Raw genomic sequence first — 26,905 nt, 5'->3', positions numbered from 1 at the left:
TCACCCGTCAGACCGGCCGTCACACAGGTTAGCGGGGCGCCCAGTAACGATCGGCGGCGAGGATCAATCCGGCGGCGCCGATGAGCCCGGCGTCCTGGCCGAGCATCGCGGGCACCACGCGGACCCTCGAGGAGAACTCCAGGCGCACGTGCTCGCGGAGCGCCTGTTCCAGGGGATCGAACAGGAGCGGCCCGGCCTGGGCGAGCCCGCCGCCGATGGTCACGACGTCGAGGTCGCACAGATGGGTGGCCGAGGCGATCGCGACGCCGACGGCGCGTCCGGCCCGGACCATCGCGGCGGAGGCGACCGGGTCCCCCGCGGCCGCGTCGAGAGCCAGCCGGCGGCCGTTCGCGGCGGCCTCCTCCCGGTAGAGCCCCTCACCCTGCGGCGAGGATCCCGGCGTCCACCCCCGGAAGAGGGCCCACTCGACGAGGCCCGGACCCCGGGCGACGGCCTCCAGGCACCCTCTGCCGCCGCACCGGCAGGGCGGCCCCTCCGGGTCCACGACCACGTGCCCGATGTGCCCGGCGTTCCCCGTGCCTCCGTCGATCAGGCGGCCGCCGAGGATGAGCCCGCCGCCGACGCCGGTGGAGACCACCATGCCCAGCATGTTGTCCGACCCCTGGCCGGCGCCCTGCCAGTGCTCGGCGATGGCCACGCAGACCGCGTCGTTGTGGATGCGGACGGGAACGCCGGGAAACCGCCCGGCCAGCCGCTCCCGGAGCGGAAAGCCCCGCCAGCCGGGCATGTTCAGCGGCGAGACCTCACCGGACGGCCAGGCCATCGGACCGCCCGAGCCGATGCCGACGCCGGCGACGTCCTCCGGCGACCCGATCCCGTCGACGAGGCCGACCAGCGTCTCCCACAGGGCCTCGGCGTCGCCTCCCGGAGGAGTCGCGACGCGTTCGGAGGAGATCAGCGCTCCGTCCGGCCCGACCAGTCCCGCGGCGAACTTCGTCCCGCCGATGTCGACGGCCAGCACCAGGTCCGCCATGGTCACGCTCCTACGGGGGAGAGGAGGAGAACACCAGGATCGACGCCGTGAAGCCGTGGACGTGGTTCTGCCCGCTTACGGGGCCCACCTCCCCCGCGGCGAAGAATCCCGCGACGCCGATCGGACCGAGCGTATCCCTTACGGCCAGCGCGTCATGATCGGGTGTCCCGAACATCGCGGACCCGCGTCCGTTGCAGGAGAACAGCAGCGCGCCGTCGACCCTGCCGACCTTCTCGAGGTGGGCGTCGAGCAGCTCGTAGAGGTCCTCGTCCGCGGTCTCGGCATCCCTGACCTGGAAGCGGACGGTCCTGCCGATCTCCAGGACGTCCCCGACTGCAACCGCCTCGCGTTCGGGGTCGATGCCGAGCACTCCTCGGATGAGGAAGTCGCCCCGCTCGTGCCGCTCGGCGTACTCGTCCATCGCGACGCCGATCTGTAACCCCGAGGCGACGAGCTCGCGGTCCTCCTCGTCGAGGTCGGTGACGATGTCCTCCAGCCGGGCGAGCGCGGGCTGGCCGGCGAGCTCGAGCAGCAGGTTCTCCTCGGCGTGGGTGACGGCCATGCTCGGGCCGATCGGGCGGCATCCCTGGCTGACCACGGTTCCCACGCTCACGGCGCCGCTGAGCAGCACGCCGATCGCGCCCTCCTCGTAGACCTCCCCGTCAGCGAACAGCCGTACGGATCCGCGGCCCTGCATGCCGTTGGCGAGCCCGCCGATGATGGGCAGCGTGCCGAGCGCCTCGCTCGAGTGTTCGATGAACGCGTCGGTCGGGAAGCTGTACGGATCGGCGAGCAGGATGGCGACCCGGTCGTCGAGACCGCGCTCGGGCAGGCCGACGACCACGAACCGGTCGCTCGTCCGGAGGGTCTCCAGGGCGAACGTAGTGATCTTGGCCTCGCCGAGGGACGCGGCCCACGCGCTCACGGCAGGCGTCAGCTCGACCCCTCTGGCGTCTCCGATCACTCCGGTCGCGCTGCAGCCGATGACATGCGCCTCGGGCGCCATGCTCATCGCCCGCCGCCCGGCCCGGCCGACCTCCTCGGGGTCGTCTCCGCAGATGAAGAAGCACACCAGGTCGGGCGGACCCGACAGGCCGGCGAGAGCCTGGCGGATCGCGGCCTCCGCGGCCTCCACCAGATCGGCGCCCACGACGAGACCATCGGCGAAGCGGCTTGTCAGTACCGCCATAGCCTCGCCCCCTGTTCGCTAGCGGTTCCCTTGCCCGATTCTCCCCACTAGAGCGACGACAACGCACGGAACGCGTCACGCGATGGTCAAGATCCGGGATTTGGATCCGCCGAACGGGGATGCCGGACCCCCTGATGGGGACGTAGTCTCGGCAGCGTGCACAAATCGCCCGCGCCTGCCAGCAGCACTCTGCGTGAACTGCGCGAGAGTGGACACGTCCACCGGACGGTCAAGGCCGAGATCCGTGAGAACCTCCTGGCCCGCCTCCGGGCCGGGGAGCCCCGCTTCCCCGGGATCATCGGCTTCGACGGATCCGTCCTCCCGCACCTGGAAAGGGCCCTGATCGCCGGGCACGATCTTGTGCTCCTCGGTGAGCGCGGCCAGGGCAAGACCCGGCTCATCCGCACCATCACCGAGCTTCTCGACGAGTGGTCGCCAGTTGTCGCCGGATGCGAGATCAACGATCATCCGTACGCGCCGGTCTGCGTCCGCTGCCTGCGGCTCGCCGCCGAACTGGGCGACGACCTGCCGGTCGCCTGGCGCCACCGCGACGACCGCTACGGCGAGAAGCTGGCCACGCCGGACACCTCGGTCGGCGACCTCATCGGCGACGTCGACCCGATCAAGATCGCCGAAGGGCGCACGCTGGGCGACCCCGAGACCGTCCACTACGGCCTGGTCCCCCGGACCAACCGCGGCGTCTTCTCCGTCAACGAGCTGCCCGACCTGGCCGAGCGCATCCAGGTCTCGCTGCTGAACGTCCTTGAGGAGCGCGACGTCCAGGTCCGCGGCTACAGCCTGCGCCTCCCCCTGGACATCCTGCTGATCGCCAGCGCCAACCCCGAGGACTACACGAACCGGGGCCGGATCATCACCCCGCTCAAGGACCGGTTCGGCGCGGAGATCCGCACCCACTACCCGCTGTCCGTCGACGACGAGCTGGTCCTGATCCGCCAGGAGGCCGCTCTCGAGGAGCTCGGCGCCGACCTTCCCGGCCATCTGCTCGAGGTCATCGCCCGGTTCACCCGGCTGGTCAGGGAGTCCACCGCCGTCGACGCCCGTTCCGGCGTCTCCGCGCGCTTCTCCATCGCCGCCGCCGAGACCGCCGCGGCGTCCGCCGTACGGCGGGCCGCCCTGACGGGCGAGGAGCGGCCGGTGACGCGGATCTGCGACCTGCCCGGAGTGGTCCCCACCCTGCGCGGCAAGGTCGAGTTCGAGGTGAGCGAGGAGGGCCGCGAGGTCGAGGTGCTCGCCCACCTGCTGCGCCGGGCGACGGCCGAGACGTTCCGCGGCTCCCTGGGCGGGACCGACCTCGCCCCCCTGCTCGACAAGTTCTCCGAAGGCGTCCAGATCGAGTCGGGCGAGCTGGTCCCGGCCACCGAGCTGCTGCGGCGGATCGGCAAGGTCGACGGCCTCGCGAAGATCATGGCGCGGCTCGGCCTGGGCGAGGGCGACGAGTCTCCCGGTCACGCGGCCGCCGCGCTGGAGTTCGCCCTCGAAGGGCTCTATCTGATGCGGCGTCTGTCCAAGGACGACGTGGCGGGCGGGGCGGTGTACCGCACATGAGCGACGGCCGGAACATGTGCGCACTGGCTCCGGCCGGGTTAGCGTGATCTCGTGGCATACCGGTACGGGGAGTATCACGACGGGCCCGATCCACTGGCTCCGCCGTACGACGTCCGCGGGGCGCTCGACGAGATGGGCGACGCGATCCTGTCGGGTTCGACGCCGCTCGACGCCCTGCGCGACCTGCTCAAGCGCGGCCTGCCGGGTACGGCCGACCGGCGGGGGCTCGACGACCTGCTCCGCCAGGTACGGCAGCGCCGCCGCGAGCTGAGGGAGAACACGCGGCTCGACGGCACCCTCGAGCGGGCCCGCGCCCTGCTCGACAAGGCCATCGGCCAGGAGCGCGCCGAGCTGTTCCCCGACCCCTCGGACGACGCGCGGTTCCGCGAGGCGGCGCTGGACGCGCTGCCGTCCGACACCTCGCGGGCGATCCAGGAACTGAGTTCGTACGACTGGCGGTCCCCTGCCGCGCGTCAGACGTTCGAGGAGCTGCGCGACCTGCTGCGCCGCGAGGTGCTGGACAGCCAGTTCCGCGGCATGCGGGACGCGCTGGCCAACCCCGATCCCGCCGCGATGGAGCGGGTCCGGCAGATGATGTCGGATCTCAACGACATGCTGGACCGCGACGCGCGCGGCGAGCACACCCAACAAGATTTCGACCAGTTCATGCAGAAATATCGGGACATGTTCCCCGAGAATCCGCGGAACCTGGACGAGTTGGTGGACATCCTGGCCCGCCGGGCCGCGGCCACGCAGCGGCTGCTCGCCTCGCTGACCCCGCAGCAGCGTGAGGAGCTCGCCGGGCTGATCGACCAGACGCTTGAACAGGCGGGGCTGTCGGAGCAGATGCGCCGGCTGGGCAACGCCCTGTACTCCCGCCGCCCCGACCTCGCCTGGAACGCGCCCGAGCGGGTCTCAGGCGAGGAGCCCATGGGGATGGGCGACGCCGTGACCGCTCTCCAGGATCTCGCCGACCTGAGCGATCTGGAGACGGCGCTGCGCCAGGACTATCCGGGCGCGCGGCTCGACGACATCGACGAGGACGCGATCAGGCGCGCTCTCGGCCGCTCCGCCGTCGACGACCTCGAAGCCCTCCGCCAGGTCGAGCGCGAACTGGAGGAGCAGGGTTACCTGCGACGCCATCGCGGCAAGCTGGAGCTGACGCCCAAGGCCGTCCGCCGCCTCGGTGAGACGGCGCTGCGGCGGGTCTTCTCGTCGCTCGAGTCGGGCCGTCGGGGCGACCACGACCAGCGGGACGCCGGCAAGGCGGGCGAGCTCACCGGATCGAGCCGGCCCTGGCGTTTCGGCGACGAGCAGCCCATCGACGTCGTGCGCACCGTGGTCAACGGCGTGCGCCGCTCCCGCTCGCACTCCCGGCAGGTCACGCTCACCGTCGACGACTTCGAGGTGGCGGAGACCGAACGGCGTACCGCCGCCGCCGTGTGCCTGCTGGTCGACCTGTCGTACTCCATGGCCCTGCGGGGCACCTGGGCGGCGGCCAAGCAGACGGCGCTGGCCCTCCAGGCCCTGGTGGCCTCGAAGTTCCCACAGGACGCCGTCCAGATCATCGGGTTCTCGAACTACGCGCGGGTGCTGCAGCCCGACGAACTGGCCGGGCTGGAGTGGGACATGGTGCAGGGCACCAACCTGCACCACGCTCTGCTCATCGCCGGCCGCCACCTCGACCGCCACCCGGATTTCGAGCCCGTGGTCCTGGTGGTCACCGACGGTGAGCCGACCGCCCACCTGATGCGCAGCGGCGTTCCACGTTTCGAGTGGCCGCCCTCGGCCGAGACGCTGGAGCTGACCCTGGCCGAGGTCGACAAGATGACCAGGCGGCGGGCGACGCTCAACGTGTTCATGCTCGCCGCGGACGAGCGGCTGAAGGACTTCGTCAACGAGGTCGCCCGGCGCAACGGCGGTCGGGTGTTCTCTCCCAGCGCCGATCGGCTCGGCGAATACGTGGTGAGCGACTTCCTGAAGGTCAGGCGGTCACGCTGAGGTCGGCGACATTCGCCAGCGCCCTGTCGAAGCCGTCGTGCAGGTGCTTGTAGCTCCGGTACTGCGGACGCCATGCGCTGCCGTAGGTCGGGTCATCGAGCAGCGCCACGACCCTGGCGGGCTCCGGCAGCACTCCGCCCCCGAGGTGGCGGACGGCCGCGAGCTCGGTCCTGACCCCCTGCTCGCCCGAGACGAACCGGCCGTGACGCCAGCCGCTCTCCTCGTCCCAGACAAGGGCGGTGCCGTCGAGGAGGACGATCGTGGCGTCGCGGGGATCGAACGGGTCGTCCCACCACCTCGCGACGCGCTCTCCCAGCGCCTGCGCGACCTGACGGACGTAGGGGACGGGAAGCCTCAGCCACTCCTGGCTGTACGGCTCCGGCAAGCTGGTCATATGTGGCACCTTTGCCATGACTGCGGGCACCCTGGCCCGCATGCGCAATCAGACACCGGACATCGGCATCCTAGGGGACGCCGCTCACGATTACGGGAACCTTTCACTGGTCACCCCCGAGATCGTGCTGGAAGGATTCCCCTGCGGAGAACACCTCCGGCGCCTGCTGACGGCAAATCTTTCTCCTGTTCCCCCGGCACGGCGCGAACCCGTCGCTGGAAGAGCGCCGAGGACGGGAAACCCGTCATGTCCGGCCGCTCCAGAACGCTGTCGGGGACGTGCCCCACGAGGACGAAGTGGTGCCGCCCGTAATACCGGTGGAGCTTGACGTTCGTGGCCCAGGCGTCGAGCCGCAGCCATGCCAGCCCCCGGTAGGCCGCGTACAGGTGGGCGGCCTCCAGAATGTCCGCACCGACGCCGAGCCCCGCGTAGTCCCGGTGCACCATCATGCGATGGATGTACAGGGCCGGCTCGCGGCCGCCGCCCATCTCCGCCCATAGACGCCCGACGTCGTAATCGAAGAAGGTGACGGTGGCCATCACCCGGTCGCCCTCGCAGACCACCCAGGTCGCACGATCATCGATCGCCTCCTCGATACGACGGATCTGCCCGTGTTCGTCGGGCCACGCCCTCTGCCACTGGTTGCTCCCCTGCAGAGCGAGCCAGTCGGCCAGATGCCGGCGCAGGCCGACGATGGCGGTCAGGTCCCCCGGACGGGCAAGGCGGGCGCTCATGGACACATGCCGCACTCCATGATCAGGCGTCCGGTATGCCCTCTCCCTCTCGAGCATCCACATTGCCGATCTCATAGGCGAGCTGGGTGCTGTCTCCCGCGTACACGTTGATGGTGAGCCGGATGGGCTGCTCGGCCGAATACGCGGTGCGGAACATCTCGAGCACCGGTATTCCGGCCCCGACTCCGAGGAAGGCCGCCTCCTCCAGTCTGGGCATGCGGCAGACGACCTCGTCCCGGTATCCGACCTGCACATGCCCGTGGCGTCCGAGCTCCGCGATCGTGCCGTGCTCGATGTTCCGCGGAGACATGAGCAGGGTGCCCTGCGCGATGGCGCCGGGATAGAACGAGTTCTGGATGGACCAGGGTTTCCCGTCGATCAGGCGTTTCAGCCCCCGCACGACGACTTCGTCGCCCTCGTCGATCTGGAGCCGCTCCGCGACCTCCGCCGAGGCGGTACGGAACTCCGTGCGCAGGTCGACCTGCTGCGGGCGGCGCCCGGACTCGGTCACCGCCGCGACGAACGCGTCCAGGTCCCTCTCCCCCGAGCCGCCCTCCTCGGAGGAGGCGAGCACGGTGAACGAGGTCCGCTCCCGGACGAACGTCCCTCTCCCCTGCCGTGCCTCGATCAGACCCTCGTTGGCGAGAGCGGCCAAGGCGAGGCGGACGGTGTTACGGGAGAGCCGAGTGTCCTGCCCCGTCCGGTCCGCGAGATAGCCGTACCGCTTCTCCAATTCCGGCTCCGAGGGGAGTTGGATCCCCGGCCCCCATTCCCCCTTGCTGATCCGCTCGCGGAGGTCGTGGGCGACCCTGCGGTAGAGCGGTTCCACCATTCGATCCGGCCCTTCCGCTCCAACAACGCCCCACGTGACGACAACGCGGATATATAGGTTCCCATATTGATGAACCCATGCCAATGAGTGGAATGGCCCCCAATCCCTCTCATACCAATGAGCATCATCAGGGTCATCGGTGCGACAAGAAGCACGACACCAACGATGATCACTTTCTGGATCGCTTCCTATCGCTGATCGTTAGGGCGCTCGCAGACCAGGCGATAACGCCATGGATGAGTTTCCGCGAATCAGACAAGAAGGTGGGCATGACACCAATGGTCATCGTGTTGGCACTGGTCATCGTCGGCATGGTCGCCGGAGTCCTCGGCGTCCTCGTGGTCGGCATTCACATCGAGGACCGTCGCAAGTCCATCACCGATCAGGCCCCCGGCCTGATCACCGCGGGCACGCGCCGGGTTCTCGGACTGTCGATCGACCACAGCGCATGTCACTACGTGACCAATCCGAGCCATTCCTGCGAGGCCTGCCGCCGAATCCATGCCGACAGAGTATGAGACGGGGTCCTCCGATAATCCGTTGCCGATCCGGCTGCGATCGCCGGACGATATTCCTTAATCCACACAGAGGGGAGGGCAAGATGTTCGCCGCCGTAGGCCTGGTCGTCCTGATGATCGTCACGGGCGTGATGTACGAGATGTGCGTCCACGGCCGTCCCCGCAGCCGCAAATGATCGCCTCGCCGCCTCCTCCCCATCCGATCATCCAGGCGATAGCCTCAGCGACATGTCGTTTCCCGACAAGCTGCTGCTGTGGCTGCACATAGGTTTCGCCATCTTCGCGATCGGCCCGCTGACGGCGGTGACGAGCGTGACGCCCCGCTACATCCGGGCCCGCGACGTCAACGTCCTGAAGTACCTCAACCGGTCCACCCGGCTCTTCGGGCTCCTGACGCTCGGCGTATTCGTCTTCGGACTCGCGCTGGGGCGCAGCGCCCTGGCCAAGCCGTACCTGTCGGTCTCGATGACGTTGTTCATCGTGGCCGCGGTGCTGCTGGTGATCATCGATCGCGACCAGCGGTCGGCCATGCAGGCGCTGTCCACGGAGAGCACGGCGGATGACGCCAAGGTGCAGACCGGGCGGATCGCCGCCCTCTCCGGCCTCACCGCCCTGATCTGGCTCGTGATCCTCTTCCTGATGGTCTTCTTCAATCCCTGACGGCCGTCCGCTCACGTGCACGACAGAAAGGCGGCGAGCGTGACCCCGGACCACGCGCCGACGACCCGGAACCGGGCGATCTGGGCGCTGGTGGCCCTGGGTGTCGCCACTTTCACCTACATCACCGTCGAGCTTCTCCCGATCGGCCTGCTCACAGTGATGGCGGCCGACCTCCACCGGACACCGTCGGAGATGGGCCTGATCGTCACGGGCTACGCCGCCGTCGTCGTCCTGGCCTCGATCCCGCTCACCCGGCTCGCGTTGCGAGTTCCGCGGCGAACACTCCTCGCCGTGACCCTCGGCACGCTCACCGTCGGCACCCTGCTCACCGCCGTCGCGCCGAGCTATCCGGTGCTGCTGGCGGCCCGCCTGCTGACCGCCCTCACGCAGGCGCTCTTCTGGTCGGTCGTCGCCACGACCGCGATCGCGCTGTTCCCTCCGCGAGAGCAGGGACGTGTGGTCGCCCGCCTCGCGATCGGCAACTCCATCGCCCCCGTCTTGGGCGTCCCCGCCGGGACCTGGCTCGGCCAGCAGGCGGGATGGCGGGTCTCGTTCGTCGTGACGGCCGTCCTGGCCCTGGCCACCTGTGCCGCGCTGATCGCGCTGCTGCCCTCCGTCACCGCCGCGAACGCCGAGCCGCCCCGCGGCACGGCGCCGGACGCCAGGAGATACGCGCTCCTCGTCACCGCCACGGTGATCGGCGTCACCGGGTTCCTGACGGCCTACACCTACATCACGCCGTATCTGGAGGAGGTCAGCGGATTCGCCCCGCAGGCACTGGGCTCGCTGCTGTTCGCCTCAGGCGTCGCCGGAGTCGTCGGCACGATCGTGGTCGGGGCATATCTCGACCGGCGCCCGCGGGCCGCGCTGATCGTGCCGCTCATAGTGATCACCGGCGCCCTGTTCGGCCTGTACGCCCTGGGCACCGCCCGGCCGCCTGCCGCCGTGGCACTGTGCCTGACCGGCCTGTCGTTCAGCGCACTGGCGACGGCCATCCAGAACCGCACTCTCCAGGTGGCCCCGGGCAGCACCGATATCGCCTCCGCGGGCATCAGTTCGGCCTTCAACGTCGGGATCGCCTCCGGCTCGCTGCTCGGGGGAGTCCTGATCGACGGGGTAGGGACGCGCAGCGTGGCGCTCACCGGCGCCCTCCTGACGTCCGTGGCGCTCGCGGCCCTGATCAGCGAGAGGTGGCTGGCCCGGCCCGCGAGGCCCGCCGACGCCGAGACGGCGGTGGCGTGCTGATCGGGGACCGGGCCGCCGCACTCGTCAGGAAAGCGCCTCCGTCAGGTCGGCGAGGAGGTCGTCGACCGTCTCGATGCCGACCGACAGCCGGATCAGGTCGCTGGGAACCTCGAGCGGCGAGCCCGCCGCCGAGGCGTGCGTCATCCGGCCGGGGTGCTCGATCAGCGACTCGACCCCGCCGAGCGACTCTCCGAGGGTGAACAGCCGGGTGCGGCCGCAGATCTCGACGGCCTCCTCCTCGCCGCCGGCCACCCGGAAGGAGACCATCCCGCCGAACCGCCGCATCTGCTTGGCCGCGATCTCGTGTCCCGGGTGCCCGGGAAGGCCGGGGTAGAGCACCTCGGTGACCTTGCGGTGCGACAGCAGCAGGTCGACCACGCGCTCGGCGTTGTCGCAGTGCCGGTCCATCCGGACGCCGAGCGTCTTGAGACCCCGGAGGGTCAGCCACGCGTCGAACGGCCCGGCCACCCCTCCGATCGCGTTCTGGTGGAAGGCGAGCCGCTCCCCGACCTCAGCGGAACGGGCGATGAGGGCCCCGCCGACGACGTCCGAGTGGCCGCCGACGTACTTGGTGGTCGAGTGGACCACCACGTCCGCGCCGAGCGCCAGCGGTTGCTGCAGGTACGGCGAGGCGAAGGTGTTGTCCACCAGCAGCACCGCGCCCGACTCGTGGGCGATCTGCGCCAGCGCCGAGATGTCGGCGATGCCGAGCAGCGGGTTGGTGGGCGTCTCCACCCAGATCGCCTTGGTCTGCGGCCGCACGGCGGCGCGGACGGCGTCCAGGTCACTCAGCGGCACCGGGTCGAAGCTCAGCCCCCACCGCGACAGGACCTTGGAGAAGAGCCGGTAGGTGCCGCCGTACGCGTCATCGGGGATCAGCACGTGATCGCCGGGCTCGCAGATCGTCCGGATCAGCGTGTCCTCGGCGGCCAGGCCCGAGGCGAACGCCAGAGCCCGTGCGCCCCCCTCGACGGCGGCGAGCGCTTCCTCAAGCGCGGTCCTGGTCGGGTTCGCGGACCGGCTGTACTCGTAGCCGGCCCGCAACCCGCCGACGCCGTCCTGCTTGTAGGTGGACACGGCGTAGATCGGCGGCACGACCGCACCTGTGTACGGATCAGCCTCCTGGCCTGCGTGGACGGCCAGAGTCTCGAAGCCTTCGTTCATGCCGTCGAGCGTAGTCGCTGCCCGGCTACCGCCCGGCCAGGAACGCCAGGAGATCCTGCCGGGTGAGCAGCCCGACGGGCTTGCCGTCGCCGAGGACCACCGCGGCGTCGGCCTTCTCGAGGGCCTCGACAGCGCGGGCCACCGACTCGCCCGAACCGATCATGGGCAGGGCCGCCGACATGTGTCCCTCGATCGGGTCCTCGGAGCGCACCTTGCCGCGGTACAGGCCCTCCAGCAGGTCGCGCTCGACGATCGAGCCCACGACCTCGGCCGCCATGACCGGCGGCTCCTCCTTCATGACCGGGAGCTGCGACACGTTGTACTCGCGCATGATGGAGATCGCCGTGCCGACCGTCTCGTGCGGGTGGACGTGCACGAACTCGGGCAGGCCCGCGGTCTTCCTGCCGAGGACGTCGGCCACCAGGCCCTCCTCGCTCGGCGTCGTGAGGAACCCGTAGTCGGCCATCCACTCGTCGTTGAAGATCTTAGACAGGTAGCCGCGGCCGCCGTCGGGCAGCAGCACGACGACCACGTCGTCCGGTCCCGCCGACCGGGCCACCTTGATGGCCGCGACCACGGCCATGCCGCACGAACCCCCGACGAGCAGGGCCTCCTCGCGGGCGAGCCGGCGGGTCATGTTGAACGAGTCCTTGTCCGAGACCGCGATGACCTCGTCGCAGATCGTGGTGTCGTAGGTGATCGGCCAGATGTCCTCGCCGACGCCCTCGACCAGGTACGGACGGCCGCTGCCGCCGGAGTACACCGAGCCCTCGGGGTCGGCGCCGATGATCTTGACGCGGCCGCCGGAGACCTCCTTGAGGTACTTCCCGGTCCCGCTGATCGTCCCGCCGGTGCCCACTCCCGCGACGAAGTGGGTGATCCTCCCCTCGGTCTGCTCCCAGATCTCCGGGCCGGTCGAGTGGTAGTGGCTCGCCGGGTTCTCCGGGTTCGAGTACTGGTCGGGCTTCCACGCGTTCGGCGTCTCACGGGCCAGCCGGTCGGACACCGAGTAGTAGGAGTCCGGGTGGTCGGGAGAGACGGCGGTCGGGCACACCACGACCTCCGCGCCGTACGCCCTGAGCACGGCGATCTTGTCCTGGGCCACCTTGTCCGGGCAGACGAACAGGCAGCGGTATCCCCTTTCCTGGGCCACGATGGCCAGCCCGACGCCGGTGTTGCCCGAGGTGGGCTCCACGATCGTGCCGCCGGGTTTGAGCGCGCCGCTCCGTTCGGCGGCCTCGATCATCCGCACGGCGATCCGGTCCTTCACCGAGCCGCCGGGGTTGAAATACTCCACCTTGGCCAGGACCTGTGCCGGCGCTCCTGCCGTCACCTTGCGCAACCGGACGAGAGGGGTGTTCCCCATCAGCTCGACCAGCGAGTCGTGTACCCGCACCGCTATGACCGCCTTGGTTTTACCGAAGCTTTGTCAGCTTGCCAGGAGCCGGGGTCCCGAGGGGGTGGCCGGGATTCGGCTAGTTTTCAATTCCAAACCGTACCGTGACGTGGGGTGAGCGGGTGATCTGGACGACCGGCGCGGCGCGAACCGCGCGACGCATCGCCACGGCCGCCGCGCTGGGCGGAGGCGGCCTGACGGCGCTGGGAGCGATCACCTACGGCCTGCTCATCGCCGAGGCCGCGGTGGCCCGCCGTATCGTCGGGCAGCCGCACGGCCTCAACGGGCCCGAGTCCGACGGGCTCTACGGCGGCACCTACCCCGGCGAGCCCATCCGGATGGCCGTCCTCGGGGACTCGACGTCGGTCGGCCTCGGCATGACCGATCCCGCCGACACCCCGGCCGTAATCATCGCGCGCGGCATCGCCGCCGTCGCCGAGCGGCCGGTACGGCTGAGCGTCCTCGGGCTGTCGGGCGCGGCGTCGGCCGATCTGGGCGTCCAGGTCGACCGGGCGCTCGAGACGCGGCCCGAGATCGCGATCGTCTTCGTCGGCGCCAACGACGTCACCACCGCCACCCTCCCGGCCCGTGCCGTACGGCACCTGCAGAAGGCGGTGCGCCGCCTCAGCGACGCCGGCGCGGAGGTCGTCGTGGGCACCTGCCCCGACCTGGGGACCGTCCGGCCCATCGCACAGCCGCTCCGGTGGGTCACCCGCCGGTGGTCGCGGCAGCTCGCGGCCGCCCAGACGGTCGCCGTCGTCGAGGCCGGCGGCAGGACGGTGGCCTTCGCGGACCTGCTCGGACCGGAATTCGAGACCAACCCGGCAGAGATGTTCGGACCAGATCGTTTTCATCCATCTGCCCGAGGTTACTCACAAGCCGCGTACGCAGTGCTACCGTCTGCATGCGCCGCGTTGGGGTTGTGGCCCGGGCCAGAACCCATCCGCGTCGAAGGATCGCAATACCTTCTGGCGGCAATGGCCGTGGAGGAACCCGGCACCGAGGTCACCGCGACCCATGTGGCCGGCCGGGCGGTCGGCCCCCACGGACGATGGGCCGCACTGCTTCGCCGGAAACCTGGGCCGATGACGAGCGGCTAGAGTCGGTTACCCCGCGCGGCCAGGCCATCACCCCCTGTAGGAGTGACATGACCCGGCCTCACGTGAAATCTCCTCTTGCCCTCGCTGCAGCCACCCTCCTGGCCGGCGGGGCCCTGACCTCCTGTTCCAGTGGCGACACCGCCGAAGGCCCGGCGAAGGCCTGGTCCAACGTCCAGATCAACGCCGTCAGCCGCGCCACCACGGGGGCGGGCGTGGCGGCGACCACCTCGATGCGGACCAACGGAGCCCTCGAGACCGTCGCCCTCGACCTGGCCACGGGGAAGAAGCTCTGGGCCGCGCCGGCGACCATGGCCGGCCGCCTGCCCGGCATGGGCGTTCAGGCGCCGGCGACGGTGGAGATCGGCCGGGGCCAGGCCGTCGTCGTGGCCGTCGACCCCGCGGGCACCGCCCCCAAGACCACCCGGATCAAGGCGACCGTGGTGGCCAGGGACGCCAAAACCGGAAAGCAGAAGTGGGCCCGCCCCATCGAGTCGACCTTCGGCCCGCAGCGCTGCGGGCCGTACGTCTGCCTGTCGGAGAACACCTCACTGAAGACGGCACGGGTTGTGGTCCTTGATCCGCAGACCGGCAGGACCCAGTGGCAACTCCCCGGCATCGCCGAGGTCGAGTGGTCGGACGCGACCAACGTCGTGCTGTTGCGGCTCGCCTCCCACCCCGTGCTGGAGGCGCACTCGCTGAAGACGGGCAAGGTCGTCTGGCAACTCCCGATCGAGCAGGCCCTCGGTGAGGGAGTCGACCTGTCCGGCGGCTGGTCGTTCGGCGCGACCGGCGACAAGCTCGTCGGCTACGTCGCGCCGTACACCAACCCCCGGACCAAGCAGACCTCGACGTTCGGCCTGTTCTCCGTGCGTCTGGACGACGGCGTCGTCGACTGGATGCGGCCCTCGGTGGTCCGTGTCTATCCCAGCGGCAATCCGGCGTTCGCACCCGTGGTCAGGCCGGTGGACGAGCAGGGCCAGTACGGCGGCTTCGCCCGGCTCGACGGGGAGACGGGACGTGTGCTGGGGCAGATCACGCCGACGCAGGTGCCCGGCTCCGGCTGGTGGCTCGCGTTCCCGCCGTCCATGGACAAGCTCGGCTTCCTCAAGCACGACGCGGCCGGCTCGGCCTTCGACCTGAAGTCGGGTGAGGCGAGCCCGGTGAAGGGCACGACCGGATGGTCGTTCTGCGCCACCGATCCCCGCCCGCTGCCCCTTCCGGGTGTGACGCCGGGGTTCTACGCGATCGCCGCCCTCTGCGAGTTCGACCTGGCCACCGGCAAGCGGACCTCCTCGTCCTCGGCGCCGCCCGCGTGGTTCACCGGCGGCCAGGACGGCTGGCGCCTGTGGCGCGACGAGAAGGGCGCCCTGCACGCGGTCAACGACGGCACCGCGACCACTCCCGGCATGTACGGATGACCAGTGTCCACGGCACGTCTCGCTCCTCCGGTACAAAGTTCTGTTCGCGTGGCCCCAGGGCGTGGCGGAAGCCGTACCGGGAGGTAACCTCCTGCGGAGGAGGGCCGCCCGAACGCTGAGTGCGGTGGCCGGAGAAACAGGGAGAGTCACATGCCTGAGGCAGTCATCGTGGCAACCGCGCGGTCACCGATCGGCCGCGCCTTCAAGGGATCTTTGAAGGACATCCGGCCCGACGACCTGACGGTTCAGATCGTCAAGGCCGCCCTCGCCAAGGTGCCGCAGCTCGACCCGAACGACGTGGACGACCTCATGCTGGGCTGCGGCCTGCCCGGCGGCGAGCAGGGCTTCAACATGGGCCGGGTGGTCTCGGTGCTCCTCGGCCTCGACGGCGTGCCCGGCACCACGGTCACCCGCTACTGCTCGTCGTCGCTGCAGACCACCCGGATGGCGTTCCACGCCATCAAGGCCGGCGAGGGCGACGTCTTCATCTCCGCCGGCGTCGAGACGGTCTCCCGGTTCGCCTCGGGCAGCTCGGACTCCCTCCCCGGCACCACGAACCCCCTCTTCCTGGACGGCAAGGCCCGCACGGACACGGCCGCCGAGGGCGGCGGCCCGGTCTGGCACGACCCCCGCGAGGACGGCGCGATCCCGGACGTCTACATCGCGATGGGCCAGACCGCGGAGAACGTCGCGGGGCTGCGGGGCATCTCCCGTCGCGAACAGGACGAGTTCGGCGTGCGGTCGCAGAACCTGGCGGAGAAGGCCCTCGCCAACGGGTTCTGGGAGAGCGACATCACCCCGGTCACCCTGCCCGACGGCACCGTGGTGAGCAAGGACGACGGCCCGCGTGCGGGCACGACCTACGAGGCCGTCTCGCAGCTCAAGCCGGTCTTCCGGCCCGACGGCACGGTGACGGCGGGCAACTGCTGCCCCCTCAACGACGGCGCGGCCGCGGTGATCGTGATGAGCGACACCAAGGCGGCCGAGCTGGGGATCACGCCGCTGGCGCGGATCGTCTCGACCGGCGTGACCGGGCTGTCGCCGGAGATCATGGGGCTCGGGCCGGTCGAGGCCTCCCGGCAGGCCCTCGGCCGCGCGGGGATGGCCATCGGCGACATCGACCTCGTGGAGATCAACGAGGCCTTCGCCGCCCAGGTGATCCCCTCCTACCAGGAGCTGGGCATCGAGCTCGACCGGCTCAACGTGAACGGCGGCGCGATCGCCGTGGGTCACCCCTTCGGCATGACCGGTGCGCGCATCACCTCGACGCTCATCAACAGCCTGCGCTTCCACGACAAGTCGCTCGGCCTCGAGACGATGTGCGTCGGCGGCGGCCAGGGCATGGCGATGGTCCTGGAGCGTCTGGCCTAGGAAGACCTGGACGACCTCAGCGCCGCCGGCCTGCGGCCGGTCGAAGACGCCGTGAGGTCGGCCGGAGCCGCTGTGGGGATCCCGGAGCCTTCCGGGATCCCCCGCGAAACCGCGGCTCAGCCGTGGTGGTCGGGGCCGGCCTTGGTGGGCTCGATCCGGATGAGGACCCGCCGTTCCCGCACCATCGCGTCGCGGTAGTCGTCCCAGTCCGGATGCTCGCCGCTGATGCCCCGGTAGTAGGCGACGAGGCCGTCCATGGCCTCCGGCAGCGGCACGACCGTCGCGGTTCCCTCGATCTGGACCCAGGGGCCGTAGAAGGCGTCACTCATCACCGTGAGGAGGACCTGGGGATTCTTGCGGGAGTTGCGGGTTTTCACCGCGGTTTCGCGGCTGCTGACGACGAGGTACCCGTCCTCGTCGAGCCCCACGGTGACCGGTGAGGTCTGGGGGCGGCCGTCGGCGTGCCAGGTGAGCATGACCGCGCGGTGGTTGTCCTTCACGAACGCGCGTGCCTCATCGAGATCCATGAGGACAATGATGCGCCCACACCGGTCGGTGCGGGCGCAAGGATCGGTTCGGCTGCTTCCTAGAAGCGACGCCGGCGCTCGTGCTCCAGGACGATCGCTGCGGCGTAGCCGTGGCTCAGCCCGTGTTCGGAGGCGAGCCAGGCGGCCCGCTCATCACATCTGAGGAACGACGGACCGTTGTCGATGGCTTGGAACCACTCGGGGAGTTCGCGTCCGGTGATGGAGGGGACGCGTGCGATCAGCTTTGTCTGTGTCTCCGGTGAGTGGTTCAACGACATGGGCACCTCCACGGATCGGGCTGCTTTGTGTCACAGTGCATCACCAGCCCGTGCTTGACAACCCCCCCGTAGACATCAACTTGTTACAGATTGTTGATCGAAAGTTTTGCACCGTGACGGCGCACGCTGGTATCGGACAAGGAAAGGGCGCTCTTCGGGAAAGAAGAGCGCCCTTTTCTCATGCCAGGCTAGTCGTTGTTTGTGAAATAGCTGATGAAGCGAAGAATCTCCAGGTAGAGCCAGACGAGGCTCAGCGTGAGGCCGAAGGCCATCAGCCAGGAGTACCGCTCGGGGAGGCCGGCCCGGACGCCGCTCTCGATCTGGTCGAAGTCGAGGAGCAGGAAGAAGCAGCCGAGCAGGATCGCGGCGATGCTGAAGAGCCAGCCGATCGGGCTGTCGGTGCGAAGGCCCAGGCCCCCGTCCACGAAGAAGCCCGCGACCAGGTTCAGCAGGGCGAGGCCCACGAACGCGAAACCGGCCGCGATGACGAACTTGGTGAACTTGGGCGTGGGCCGGAAGATCTTCAGGGCGTAGACGGCCAGTGTGCCTCCGAAGGCCACCATGGTGCCGAGCACGGCCTGAAGGACGATGCCGTTGAAACGGTCCTCGTAGGCGTGGCTGATCCAGCCGATCGCGATGCCGTAGCAGACCGCGTAGCCGAGGATGAGCGCGGGGTTGGTGCTCTGCTTGAACGAGACGACCAGGCCGAGGACCAGGCCGACCAGCATCGCCGGGATGGCGATCCCGGGGCCGAAGTTCAGGTACCACGACACAGCCGCCGCGACGACCAGCGAGCCGAGCGTCATGAAGCCGCGCACCACGACGTCGTCGATGGTCATCGAACGCGACGTCGGCGGAGCGTACGACGGCGCGCCGTACATGGCGTCGAGCTGCTGCACGCTCGGGGTCGCCGTGGTCCACTGCTGCTGACCGGTCGACCCACGCCGGCTGAATATCGGGTTTCTGCTCTCCATCGCTGCCTCCGGGACGCGACTCGCTGCTCAGCCTCTTTGCGCGGCTTATTCGGGATGGTGCCCACGAAGCGCCGTGCCCACAAGGGACTCGACGCTCCGCCAACGTCTGCAACGATCAGCCCCCGGCGCGAGTTCCCCGCCACGCCGGGCGAATCTGCGCGACCTTTTCATCGCCCCAGGCGAATCACCGCGTGTTCGTCCATCGCGCCATATGAACCCTCGGGTTACCCGGGAAGCCTCGCCGGGCATGGGCGCGCCAACAAACTGGGATGGTTCTTTTAATTAAGTGCTTCAAGTTTGGGTGTACGGTGTTGTGCATCGGGCTCGTCCCGAAAACGGATCCATGGCCACGGAGCGCGATCCGATCGCCCGCGCGATCGGCCGAGTCGGGCCCACGGCCGACAACCCTCACCACCTGAGCGACCCCGGACATCTCGAGGGGACGCGCACACGTGTGAGGAGGACGCGGTGCACAGCTCTGTTTCTTTATACGAAGCTGAACGGTCACCTCTGGCGCGACTGCGCCCCCGGTCGATCCGCGGCCGGATAACCGTTCTGGTCACCATCCTGGCGTTGGTGCTGTTGGCGCCCACGGGATTGCTGGCGGGTTCGCTGGCCCAGCATGCCTTCAGGGACACCGTCTGGCTCGACGCGCGCCACCAGTCCACCGCGACGGCCGAGGCCGTCCGTGCCGGACGGCTGGGCGACCCGATCATTCCGCGCGTTCCCGGCATCACATTGGTCCAGGTCGTGACACCGGACCGTCAGGTCATCGCGGCGTCGCCGGAGGCCCGCGGCCTGCCGCCGATGAGCGGCATCCGGCCGCATCCCGGTCGTCCGCAGATGGACGTGCGGTCCTGCCCGACCCACGGCGACGGAAACTGCGTCAGGCTCTCCGCGCTGCGCGTGTCGGAGGCGGAGAACTCGCCCGTGGTCTACGCGGGCAGGCCGACCGCGGGGCTGCTGACAGGCGGGCCGTTCGACTGGCTGTTCGCGGTGGAGGTGTTCGGCCTCGTCCTGCTCACGGGCTGGGGCACCTGGAAGGTCGCCGGTCGCACGCTCCGGCCGGTCGAGAACATCCGCGCCCAACTGGCCTCGATCAACGTGCGGCATGTCGGCAGCAGGGTCGCCGAGCCCTCGGTGTACGACGAGATCGGCCGCCTGGCCAGGACCGTGAACAACACGCTGGCGCGTATCGAGGAGGCCAACCACGCGACCGAGAACGCTCTGCTGCGGCAGCGGCAGTTCGCGGCCGACGCCGCGCACGAGCTGCGCACCCCGCTCGCGGGACTGCGGGCGGAACTCGAGGAGGCTCAGCTGCATCCGGGCCAGACCGACCTGCCCGACGTGCTCCGGCGGACGCTGACCGATGTCGACCGGCTCCAGATGATCATCTCCGACCTCCTGCTGCTCGCGAAGCTCGGGGCGAACGCGCCGGAGGAGCAGCGGCCCGTCGATCTGGCCTCGATCGTCGAGGACCAGGTCGCCCACCGGCCCGGGCGCGTCGCCGTGGATCTGCGGCTCGAACGGGGCGTGATGGTCGACGGCGTGCCGGCTCAGCTCAGCCGGTTGGTCGCCAACCTGCTCGACAACGCGCAACGGCATGCCGTACACGCCGTACAGGTCGAGGTGCGGCGGGGCGGCGCCGGCGCCGAACTGTCCGTCAGCGACGACGGCAACGGGATCCCGCCCACGGAGCGGGAGCGGATCTTCGAGCGCTTCACCCGGCTGGACAGCGCCCGCAGCCGCGACCACGGAGGCTCCGGCCTGGGGCTCGCCATCGCGCATGAGATCGCGACCGCGCACGGGGGCACGCTGCGGGTGACGGACGCGCCCGCGGGCGGCGCGCGCTTCGTCCTCCGGTTGCCGCCGGCGAAGCCGCCCACCGCGACCGGCGAACCGATCCACGCGACGATCTCCGCACGCGCCGCCGGGCCCGACGGGTCACACCCTGGCGAACCACTCGCGCACGGCGTCCCGGCCGCCCGATCCCAGAGCCACCATCAGAGCGGCGCGCGCCTTGACGGGGGCGAGTCCCCGGGCACCGATCGCACCCGCTTTCGCGGCCAGCCCCAGTCCGAACGGCAGGGTGTCGAGCGGCGCGCCGGACGTGTGACACCGTGACGCGACGACCACCGGGATGTCCCACTCCGACAGCTCGGCGATCGCGGTGAACAACGTGACCGGGACGTTTCCCGCGCCGGTGCCCTCCAGCACGATCCCGCGCGCGCCCGCGTCGACGACGGCCGTGAGCAGCGCCGGCTCGATGTCCGGATAAGTCTTGATCAAAGGGACGTGCGATTCGGGCTCCCCCTCCGGGTCGGGCGGCCTCGGCGGAGGCGTGGCGAGCGGCCGGATCCGGCTCTCCTCCACGCGGAACACGGGAGAGGACGGCGCGGAGGTGAACGCCGGACGACCGGCGGCGTCGATCATGGTGACCCATCGCGCCGCGTGCAGCCGGTCGTCGAGGCAGACGACCGCCCCTGCCCCGCGCAGTGCCGGGTCCGCGGCGGCCGCCAAAGCGGCTGCGAGATTGCCCGGCCCGTCGGTGGACGGGTCGTCGAGAGGGCGCACGGCTCCGGTCAGCACGATCGCGCCCCGGCGTGAGGCGGGTCCCGCGAGGAGATCGGTGAGGTAGGCGGTGTCCTCCATCGTGTCGACGCCGTGCGTGACCACGACGCCGTCGAACTCCTCATCCAGGATGGCCGACCGGACCCGCCGGGCCAGGGCGAGCATGATCGAGGGCGACATGTCCCAGCTGGGCGGGGCCATGAAGTCCTCGACCTCGACCTCGACCTCGGCGGGCCGCACGCGGGCGGGCACGGTCCGCAGCAGATCCGCTCCGGACACCACGCCAGGACGGCCCGGGCCCGACGAGTAGGCGATCATGTCGCCCGTCGCGAGCAGCAACACACGTGCCATGTCAGGCGGCCGGTCCGGTGATGCCCGCGTGCCGCTCGAGCCGTTCGATGCGCTCGGCCAGTGGCCTCAGCTCGAGACGGACGAGCTCGCCGATCCGCGCGACCATGCCCTCCTGCGTCAGCGCGCCCGCCACCGGGGCCGGCTGACCCGCCGCCTCCCCGCCTTGCGGCTGACCCTGCGCCTGGTCCTGTGCCCGGCCCTGCGCCTCGGCCCGGAGGTGGACGTACCCGGCGAGGGCGGCGACGACGGCACGGCGGGTGAGCCGGGGCTCGGCGCCGCTCGCACGGAGGACCTGCCCGGCCGTGCCGTCGGGCTCGGCCACGAGCCCGAGCAGCAGGTGCTCGCAGCCGATGTAGTTGTGACCGAGTGTCTGCGCCTCCGTGACGGCGAACTCGAGCGCGTTGGCCGCGGGGCCGCTGAACCGGCGGACGCCGTCCCCGGTGGCCTCGTGCCCTTCTGGAAGCCGCCGGGCGAGGTCACGCGCGACCATCTCCGGTTCGATCTCCATGGCGCGGAGAACGTGGAGAGCCAGGTTGGTCCCCTCGGCGAGCATTGCGGCGAGCAGGTCCTCCGTCCCGATGGCGGCGGCTCCCCGCTCTCGCGCCTTCTCCAGCGCGAGCTTGAAGACGGCCCGGGTGCGCGCGGTGAAGTGCGCCAGCCTGCCTGCGGGATCGTCGAGCTCCAACTCTCCCACGACGGCCTCCCTGATGGCGGTCACGCGGCGTACGGCCTGTTCCAGTGCCCGCTGGCAGACGGCGGAGACCGGCAGGCCCGCCTCCTTGACCGCCTCGGCCAGCTCGTCGGGCAGGTACACGTTGATTTTCGGCATACCCCTTGTATAACCCCTAAGGGGTTATATGGCTAGCCCCTGCTGCAGCCGATCATGGAGAGATGCGAATTCTGGTTACCGGCGCGACCGGAAACGTGGGCCGGATCGTCGTGGAGCGACTCCTCGAGGCGGGAGCCGCCGTACGGGCACTGTGCAGGAACCCCAGCCAGGCCTCCCTCCCCCAGGACGTCGAAGTGGTCGAGGGTGACCTGTCGCGGCCGGAAAGCCTGCGTCAGGCGCTGGTGGGCGTGGAAAGGATGCATCTGTTCCCCTTCGCCGCGACCGCGTCCGAGGTGGCCGACCTGGCCGAGGAGGCAGGGGTCCGCCGTGTGGTCGTCATGTCGTCGGGCGCGGTGACCGCCGGCCGCGACACCGGCGTTCATCTGCCCGTGGAACGAGCCGTGGAGGCCTCCGGCATGGAGTGGACCCACGTACGGCCCGGCGAGTTCATGCTGAACAAGCTGTGGCTGTGGGGACCGTCCATCCGGGCGGAGCGAGTCGTCCGCGATCCGTTCCCCGACCTGTCCTGGCACCCGGTGCACGAGCGGGACATCGCCGACGTCGCCACGGCCGCCCTCCTGGAGGACGGGCACCAGAGCGCCGCCTACACCGTGAACGGCCCCGAATTCATCAGCCGGCGCGACCAGGTCCGCGCCATCGCCGAGGCCATAGGCCAGGACGTCCGGCTCGAGGTCGTGACCCCGGCCCAGGCCCGGGAGATGTACCTGGCCCAAGGCGGCTTCGCGGCGGCGAACGCCGGTTTCCTCACCGGCTTCGAGAAGTACGCGCGTGAGCAGGCCGAGCGCTCGCAGGCCGGGAAGACCGAGCCTGTGGCGTCCGGTCCGGTGCCCACCGCGGAGAAGGTCACCGGCAGGCCCGCACGCACGTTCGGCGATTGGGTCCGTGACCATGCCGAGGACTTCGCCTGAGCACGAGCCCGGCCACGCATGAATCAGCCCGCGACCGGTCTTCACTGGCCACGGGCTTGCTCATGCTTGGCAGAGTCTGTGCCCCCGGTGGGACTCGAACCCACAACGCAGCCCTTTTAAGGGGCTTGCCTCTGCCGTTGGGCTACGGGGGCGCCGCGATCATATGCCACGGATCACTCATCTGTAACCGGTTAGCCCTTACGCCGCTTGTCCCCCTTTCCGGACAGCATGAACGGCCCTCGTCCCGGCGACCCGGTCCAGGAAGAGCAGACCGTCCAGATGGTCGATCTGATGCTGGACGCAGCGGGCCTCGAAGGCGTCGGCGTGGAACGTCATCGGCTCGCCCGTGCCCGGCCGTACGCCCTGGACCGTGATCTGGGTGGCCCGGGCGACCTCCGCGGCCAGACCGGGCACCGACACGCAGCCCTCGCGGGCCACGTCCCAGTCGGCAGCCTCCACGATCTCCGGGTTGGCGATGACCAGTTCTCCCGAACACGACCGGGTCGAGGGATGGCCGGAGACGTCGAGGCACATCAGCCGCCATCCGACGCCGAGCTGGGGAGCCGTCAGGCCCCGGCACCCCGGCATGCTCCGCATGGCCCCCACGAGGTGGCGCACGACGGCGGGCACCACGGCGTCGGCCGGGTCCACCGAAGCCGCCGGTGTCACGAGCAGGCTGTGCGGCGCGGTGACCACCCCCTCGATCAGACAGGTACGGCTGTCGTCTTCCATCACATCACCGCCGGGTCGGCCGGCCGGAAGGCGATCCGGAATCCGTCCAGGGCGGCGGCCATCGCGCGCATGAGCGAGGCCACATCGGCCTGGGCGGGCAGTTCGACGTCCGCGACCAGGACGAACAGGTTCCCGGCGACCCTGGTGGTCATCGAGGTGACCGAGCAGCCCGCCTCGGCGAGCAGGCCGGTGGTCACGGAAAGGGCGTCGGTGCCGGAGGGGCCGTGCAGGGTGAGGGCGTAGCCGAGCCGGTCGGCGTCCATGATCTCCCCAGAGCCGGGTGAGGCCGGTGCGCCTTCTGAGGCTGCCACGGTGGGCGGGGTGACCGGTGGCCGGGCGAGATCCGTCACGGCGACGGCCAGGCCGGGGATGCCGCGGGTCAGGTTCTCACCGAGGACGTCGCCGGACAGGCCGGCGGAGACGACGAGCGTCATCGTGAGATAGCCGTCGAGCAGGCTCATCGAGGAGTCACCGATGGCGCCGCCACCGGCGACCGCTCGCGTGACCTCGGCGACCGCGCCCGGGCTGTCCCTCCCGATCACCGTTACAGCGTAGAGCCCCACCTTCGTCCCACCCTCCGTCGCAGTCACGTCTGACCGCACCGCCGACGGAAGGGGTGGCCGGCATCGTGCTCCGGGCGCCGGACGGCACGTGCCCCGCGACGGAACACGTGCCGTACGGTGACGCATCTACCGTGCGGGACCGCTCTTGGCGGCGGCCCTGAACACGTCGCGGGGGTGCTCGAGCTCGCCGAGCGAGACCGTCTCCCTCTTGAAGAACAACGACAACGTCCAGTCGGCCACCACGCGGACCTTGCGGTTCACCGTAGGCACCCGCGACAGATGATACGTCCTGTGCATGAACCACGCCGGGATCCCGCGGAGCTTGACCCCGTAGACGTTCGCGACGCCCTTGTGGAGCCCCAGGCCGGCGACCGATCCGGCGTACTTGTGCCGGTAGTCCTTCAGCTTCCCCCCGCGCAGGTAGGCCGTGATGTTGTCGCCCAGGACCTTGGACTGGCGGACGGCGTGCTGGGCGTTGGGCGCGCAGTACTTGCCCGGGTTGGTCATGTCGGGCACACCGGCGACGTCACCGGCCGCGAAGGCGTCCTTGACCCCGGTCACCGTCAGGCGGGTCGTGGTCATGATCCGGCCGCGCTCGTCGAGCGGCAGGTCGCCGGAGTTGACGACCGGGCTCGGCTTGACGCCGGCCGTCCAGACGATCGTGGCGGACTCGAAGACGTCCCCGTCCGAGGTCTTGACCAGGCCGCCCTCGCAGGACTTGAGGAGGGTCTTCATCTTGAGCTCGATGCCGCGCGCGCGGAGCTCCTCCGCCGTCCACTCGCCCATCTCGGGGCCGACCTCGGGCAGGATGCGGTCGCTCGCCTCGATGAGGACCCAGCGGAGGTCCTTCTGCTGGATGCTCGGGTAGTACTTGATCGCGTCCTCGGTCATGTCCTCGAGCTCGGCCAGCGCCTCGATGCCCGCGAAGCCGCCGCCGACCACGACGAAGGTCAGCGCGCGGCGGCGCACCTCCTCGTCCTCGCTCGACTCGGCCCGGTCGAGCAGGGCCAGCACGCGGTTGCGCAGCGCGATGGCCTCACCGACGGTCTTGAAGCCGATCGCGGCGTCCGCCAGGCCGGGAATCGGCAGCGTGCGCGAGATGGAGCCCGCGGCCATGACGATGATGTCGTACTCGATCTCCCGCGCCTGGCCGACGGCGGGCTCGAAGGTCACGGTCCTGGCCTCGTGGTGGACCTTGGAGACCTTGCCGTTGAGGATCCTGACCTTGGGAAGCACCCGGCGCAGCGGGGCCACCACGTGGCGGGGAGAGATGTTGCCGGCCGCGGCCTCCGGGAGGAACGGCTGGTAGGTCATGTAGGACTGCGGATCGATGAGCGTGATACGCACGCTCCCGTCCCGCAGCTCACGACGGAGCGTGCGCTGGAGGCGCAGGCTGGTGTAGAGGCCCACGTATCCACCGCCGACGATGACAATGTGCTTCGACTTGCCGTTCACCAGGGATCGCCCTTCGTGCCTCGATTGCTTGTGAAAGCATTCACAAGGTTACGTCACGAGATGACATCACACCAATCCGCTCAGAGCGAAACAACTCCACAAATTTCCGAAACAGCCTGGTCAGCGACTTCTTTCAAAGCGAAGATCGAGAGAATTTTCCTTCGTGACCGACTTCACATTCGTGAAAGCATTCACAAGCGGTCGTCGGCGGTGTGAGCGGGGACCTGACCTGCGGCTGCCGCCAGCTCCACCGCCCGGGCGAACACCGCGTCCAGCATCGGCGCGGTGACCCGCCCCGTGAACGTGTTCTGCTGACTCGGGTGATAGCAGCCAAGCAGCGTCACGGGCGCCTTGCCGTACGACAGGGGGACCTCAACCCCGTGGCCGAAGGGCGGCCGCCGTGAGGGCAGCGTGAACCCGGCCGCGCGCAACGCCGGCCACACCGCCTGCCAGGCGAAGCCTCCGAGCGCCACGACGACGCGGGTGGACTCGGCCACCAGGGCGAGCTCGCGGGTGAGCCACGGGAAGCACGAGTCGCGCTCCTCGGTCGTCGGCTTGTTGGCGGGCGGCGCGCACCGGACCGCCGCCATCATCCTCGCGCCGACCAGCCGCTGGCCATCGCCTGCGCGGACGCTGGTCTCCTGTACGGCGAGGCCGGTGCGGTACAGCGACGCGAAGAGCCAGTCGCCGCTGCGATCGCCCGTGAAGATCCGGCCGGTGCGGTTCCCGCCGTGCGCGGCGGGCGCCAGTCCCACGATGAGGGTGTGCGGCCGGTCGTCTCCCCATCCGGCGACGGGACGGCCCCAGTAGGTCTCCTCCGCGAAGGCCCGACGCTTGACGTCGGCGACGGACTCCCGCCACTCCACCAGTCGCGGGCAGGCCCGGCACACCGACTGCCGGGCGGTCAGCTCCGCCAGGGTCCCGCTGTCCGCCGCCAGCGCGGCGACCTCCAGAGGATCGTGCGCGACAGGGGTGTCGGGCCGGGCGGGATCGTCCGGCCAACCGGTTCCGGGAGGTACACGACTCATGAGTCCGATCGTGCCAGCCGAGCACCGGCGACGTCGCCGCGGTCTCGCTGATCACCGGGAATCGCCCTTTCTTCACGACTTTCCCC

At 70.1% G+C, this 26,905-nt stretch carries 25 protein-coding genes, 1 tRNA gene and 1 pseudogene; 10 read left to right on the top strand and 17 right to left on the bottom strand.

Annotation, left to right across the window (positions count from 1 at the left end):
- Nucleotides 1–28 precede the first annotated feature (28 nt).
- Entirely contained in the window at nucleotides 29–994 is a 966-nt protein-coding gene (locus tag Pph01_RS10915) for an ROK family protein (protein WP_204072904.1), read from the bottom strand.
- Between the two features lie 10 nt (nucleotides 995–1,004).
- Entirely contained in the window at nucleotides 1,005–2,183 is a 1,179-nt protein-coding gene (locus Pph01_RS10910; protein WP_204072903.1) for an FIST signal transduction protein, read from the bottom strand.
- A 156-nt stretch (nucleotides 2,184–2,339) separates the two neighbouring features.
- On the opposite strand from Pph01_RS10910, the gene Pph01_RS10905 reads away from it, so the two are divergent.
- Nucleotides 2,340–3,749, top strand: a complete 1,410-nt coding sequence (locus Pph01_RS10905; protein WP_204072902.1) for a sigma 54-interacting transcriptional regulator — start codon at nucleotides 2,340–2,342, stop codon at nucleotides 3,747–3,749.
- 51 nt (nucleotides 3,750–3,800) lie between these two features.
- Complete coding sequence (locus Pph01_RS10900) at nucleotides 3,801–5,750, top strand: vWA domain-containing protein (RefSeq protein ID WP_204072901.1); 1,950 nt, start codon at nucleotides 3,801–3,803, stop codon at nucleotides 5,748–5,750.
- On the opposite strand, the gene Pph01_RS10895 is transcribed toward Pph01_RS10900, so the two are convergent.
- From Pph01_RS10895 to Pph01_RS10885, 3 genes are all read right to left on the bottom strand, one after another.
- Nucleotides 5,734–6,144 carry a DUF6292 family protein gene (locus tag Pph01_RS10895; protein WP_204072900.1) on the bottom strand — a complete coding sequence of 137 codons (411 nt, stop codon included), beginning with the start codon at nucleotides 6,142–6,144 and terminating at the stop codon, nucleotides 5,734–5,736. The genes Pph01_RS10900 and Pph01_RS10895 overlap by 17 nt on opposite strands.
- A 110-nt stretch (nucleotides 6,145–6,254) precedes the next feature.
- Nucleotides 6,255–6,878 carry a GNAT family N-acetyltransferase gene (locus Pph01_RS10890; protein WP_204072899.1) on the bottom strand — a complete coding sequence of 208 codons (624 nt, stop codon included), beginning with the start codon at nucleotides 6,876–6,878 and terminating at the stop codon, nucleotides 6,255–6,257.
- A gap of 22 nt (nucleotides 6,879–6,900) precedes the next feature.
- Nucleotides 6,901–7,710: a GntR family transcriptional regulator gene (locus Pph01_RS10885; RefSeq protein WP_204072898.1), complete on the bottom strand. Its 810-nt coding sequence runs from the start codon at nucleotides 7,708–7,710 to the stop codon at nucleotides 6,901–6,903.
- Nucleotides 7,711–7,802: 92 nt separating this feature from the next.
- On the opposite strand from Pph01_RS10885, the gene Pph01_RS10880 reads away from it, so the two are divergent.
- The 3 genes from Pph01_RS10880 (at nucleotide 7,803) to Pph01_RS10870 (ending at nucleotide 10,133) form a co-directional block, all read left to right on the top strand.
- The gene (locus Pph01_RS10880; RefSeq protein WP_204072897.1) at nucleotides 7,803–8,228 is read left to right on the top strand and encodes a hypothetical protein; all 426 of its coding nucleotides are present in this window, start codon (nucleotides 7,803–7,805) and stop codon (nucleotides 8,226–8,228) included.
- A 228-nt stretch (nucleotides 8,229–8,456) separates the two neighbouring features.
- Nucleotides 8,457–8,888 (top strand): hypothetical protein, encoded by a 432-nt coding sequence (locus Pph01_RS10875; protein ID WP_204072896.1) that lies wholly within the window; start codon nucleotides 8,457–8,459, stop codon nucleotides 8,886–8,888.
- Nucleotides 8,889–8,927: 39 nt separating this feature from the next.
- Nucleotides 8,928–10,133: an MFS transporter gene (locus tag Pph01_RS10870; RefSeq protein WP_204072895.1), complete on the top strand. Its 1,206-nt coding sequence runs from the start codon at nucleotides 8,928–8,930 to the stop codon at nucleotides 10,131–10,133.
- 24 nt (nucleotides 10,134–10,157) lie between these two features.
- On the opposite strand, the gene Pph01_RS10865 is transcribed toward Pph01_RS10870, so the two are convergent.
- Together Pph01_RS10865 and Pph01_RS10860 are read right to left on the bottom strand one after the other, a co-directional pair.
- Nucleotides 10,158–11,297: a cystathionine gamma-synthase gene (locus Pph01_RS10865; RefSeq protein WP_204072894.1), complete on the bottom strand. Its 1,140-nt coding sequence runs from the start codon at nucleotides 11,295–11,297 to the stop codon at nucleotides 10,158–10,160.
- 25 nt (nucleotides 11,298–11,322) lie between these two features.
- Entirely contained in the window at nucleotides 11,323–12,693 is a 1,371-nt protein-coding gene (locus Pph01_RS10860; RefSeq protein ID WP_204072893.1) for a cystathionine beta-synthase, read from the bottom strand.
- A gap of 122 nt (nucleotides 12,694–12,815) precedes the next feature.
- Here Pph01_RS10860 and Pph01_RS10855 point away from each other — a divergent pair, with 122 nt between their 5' ends.
- The 3 genes from Pph01_RS10855 (at nucleotide 12,816) to Pph01_RS10845 (ending at nucleotide 16,582) form a co-directional block, all read left to right on the top strand.
- On the top strand, nucleotides 12,816–13,793 hold the full coding sequence (locus Pph01_RS10855; RefSeq protein ID WP_204072892.1) for an SGNH/GDSL hydrolase family protein: 978 nt from the start codon (nucleotides 12,816–12,818) through the stop codon (nucleotides 13,791–13,793).
- 62 nt (nucleotides 13,794–13,855) lie between these two features.
- The gene (locus Pph01_RS10850) at nucleotides 13,856–15,211 is read left to right on the top strand and encodes an outer membrane protein assembly factor BamB family protein (protein ID WP_239116587.1); all 1,356 of its coding nucleotides are present in this window, start codon (nucleotides 13,856–13,858) and stop codon (nucleotides 15,209–15,211) included.
- 150 nt (nucleotides 15,212–15,361) lie between these two features.
- Entirely contained in the window at nucleotides 15,362–16,582 is a 1,221-nt protein-coding gene (locus Pph01_RS10845; protein ID WP_204072890.1) for an acetyl-CoA C-acetyltransferase, read from the top strand.
- Nucleotides 16,583–16,698: 116 nt separating this feature from the next.
- Here the strand turns inward: Pph01_RS10845 and Pph01_RS10840 are convergent, their stop codons facing one another.
- From Pph01_RS10840 to Pph01_RS10830, 3 genes are all read right to left on the bottom strand, one after another.
- Nucleotides 16,699–17,109, bottom strand: a complete 411-nt coding sequence (locus Pph01_RS10840) for a PPOX class F420-dependent oxidoreductase (RefSeq protein ID WP_204072889.1) — start codon at nucleotides 17,107–17,109, stop codon at nucleotides 16,699–16,701.
- A gap of 59 nt (nucleotides 17,110–17,168) precedes the next feature.
- The gene (locus Pph01_RS10835) at nucleotides 17,169–17,387 is read right to left on the bottom strand and encodes a DUF4287 domain-containing protein (protein ID WP_203883711.1); all 219 of its coding nucleotides are present in this window, start codon (nucleotides 17,385–17,387) and stop codon (nucleotides 17,169–17,171) included.
- A 188-nt stretch (nucleotides 17,388–17,575) separates the two neighbouring features.
- Nucleotides 17,576–18,361: a Bax inhibitor-1/YccA family protein gene (locus Pph01_RS10830; RefSeq protein WP_204072888.1), complete on the bottom strand. Its 786-nt coding sequence runs from the start codon at nucleotides 18,359–18,361 to the stop codon at nucleotides 17,576–17,578.
- Nucleotides 18,362–19,168: 807 nt separating this feature from the next.
- Between Pph01_RS10830 and Pph01_RS42720 the strand changes: the two are divergent.
- Nucleotides 19,169–20,224: pseudogene (locus Pph01_RS42720) on the top strand (sensor histidine kinase); the annotation flags it as partial.
- Between the two features lie 81 nt (nucleotides 20,225–20,305).
- Here the strand turns inward: Pph01_RS42720 and Pph01_RS42715 are convergent.
- Together Pph01_RS42715 and Pph01_RS10820 are read right to left on the bottom strand one after the other, a co-directional pair.
- Nucleotides 20,306–21,283: an asparaginase gene (locus tag Pph01_RS42715; RefSeq protein ID WP_239116586.1), complete on the bottom strand. Its 978-nt coding sequence runs from the start codon at nucleotides 21,281–21,283 to the stop codon at nucleotides 20,306–20,308.
- Nucleotide 21,284: 1 nt separating this feature from the next.
- Nucleotides 21,285–22,112, bottom strand: a complete 828-nt coding sequence (locus tag Pph01_RS10820) for a Clp protease N-terminal domain-containing protein (protein ID WP_204072886.1) — start codon at nucleotides 22,110–22,112, stop codon at nucleotides 21,285–21,287.
- Nucleotides 22,113–22,174: 62 nt separating this feature from the next.
- Here Pph01_RS10820 and Pph01_RS10815 point away from each other — a divergent pair, with 62 nt between their 5' ends.
- Nucleotides 22,175–23,041 carry an NAD(P)H-binding protein gene (locus Pph01_RS10815; RefSeq protein WP_204072885.1) on the top strand — a complete coding sequence of 289 codons (867 nt, stop codon included), beginning with the start codon at nucleotides 22,175–22,177 and terminating at the stop codon, nucleotides 23,039–23,041.
- 79 nt (nucleotides 23,042–23,120) lie between these two features.
- Here Pph01_RS10815 and Pph01_RS10810 read toward each other — a convergent pair.
- The 5 genes from Pph01_RS10810 to Pph01_RS10790 all read right to left on the bottom strand — a co-directional run bounded on the left by Pph01_RS10810 (nucleotide 23,121) and on the right by Pph01_RS10790 (nucleotide 26,819).
- A tRNA-Leu gene (locus Pph01_RS10810) sits at nucleotides 23,121–23,193 on the bottom strand.
- Between the two features lie 46 nt (nucleotides 23,194–23,239).
- Entirely contained in the window at nucleotides 23,240–23,773 is a 534-nt protein-coding gene (locus Pph01_RS10805) for a peptide deformylase (protein ID WP_204072884.1), read from the bottom strand.
- Entirely contained in the window at nucleotides 23,773–24,315 is a 543-nt protein-coding gene (locus Pph01_RS10800) for an ACT domain-containing protein (protein WP_204072883.1), read from the bottom strand. Before Pph01_RS10800 ends, Pph01_RS10805 begins: the two co-directional genes overlap by 1 nt.
- A 147-nt stretch (nucleotides 24,316–24,462) precedes the next feature.
- Nucleotides 24,463–25,791, bottom strand: coding sequence for an NAD(P)/FAD-dependent oxidoreductase (locus tag Pph01_RS10795; RefSeq protein ID WP_204072882.1), 1,329 nt, complete (start codon nucleotides 25,789–25,791; stop codon nucleotides 24,463–24,465).
- Between the two features lie 191 nt (nucleotides 25,792–25,982).
- Nucleotides 25,983–26,819: a uracil-DNA glycosylase gene (locus Pph01_RS10790; RefSeq protein WP_204072881.1), complete on the bottom strand. Its 837-nt coding sequence runs from the start codon at nucleotides 26,817–26,819 to the stop codon at nucleotides 25,983–25,985.
- Between the last annotated feature and the right edge of the window lie 86 nt (nucleotides 26,820–26,905).

The sequence above is a fragment of the Planotetraspora phitsanulokensis genome (assembly GCF_016863295.1).
Taxonomy (GTDB): domain Bacteria; phylum Actinomycetota; class Actinomycetes; order Streptosporangiales; family Streptosporangiaceae; genus Planotetraspora; species Planotetraspora phitsanulokensis.
Note: the sequence above shows the minus strand (reverse complement) of the source record. Positions and strands in the feature narration are given on the sequence as shown.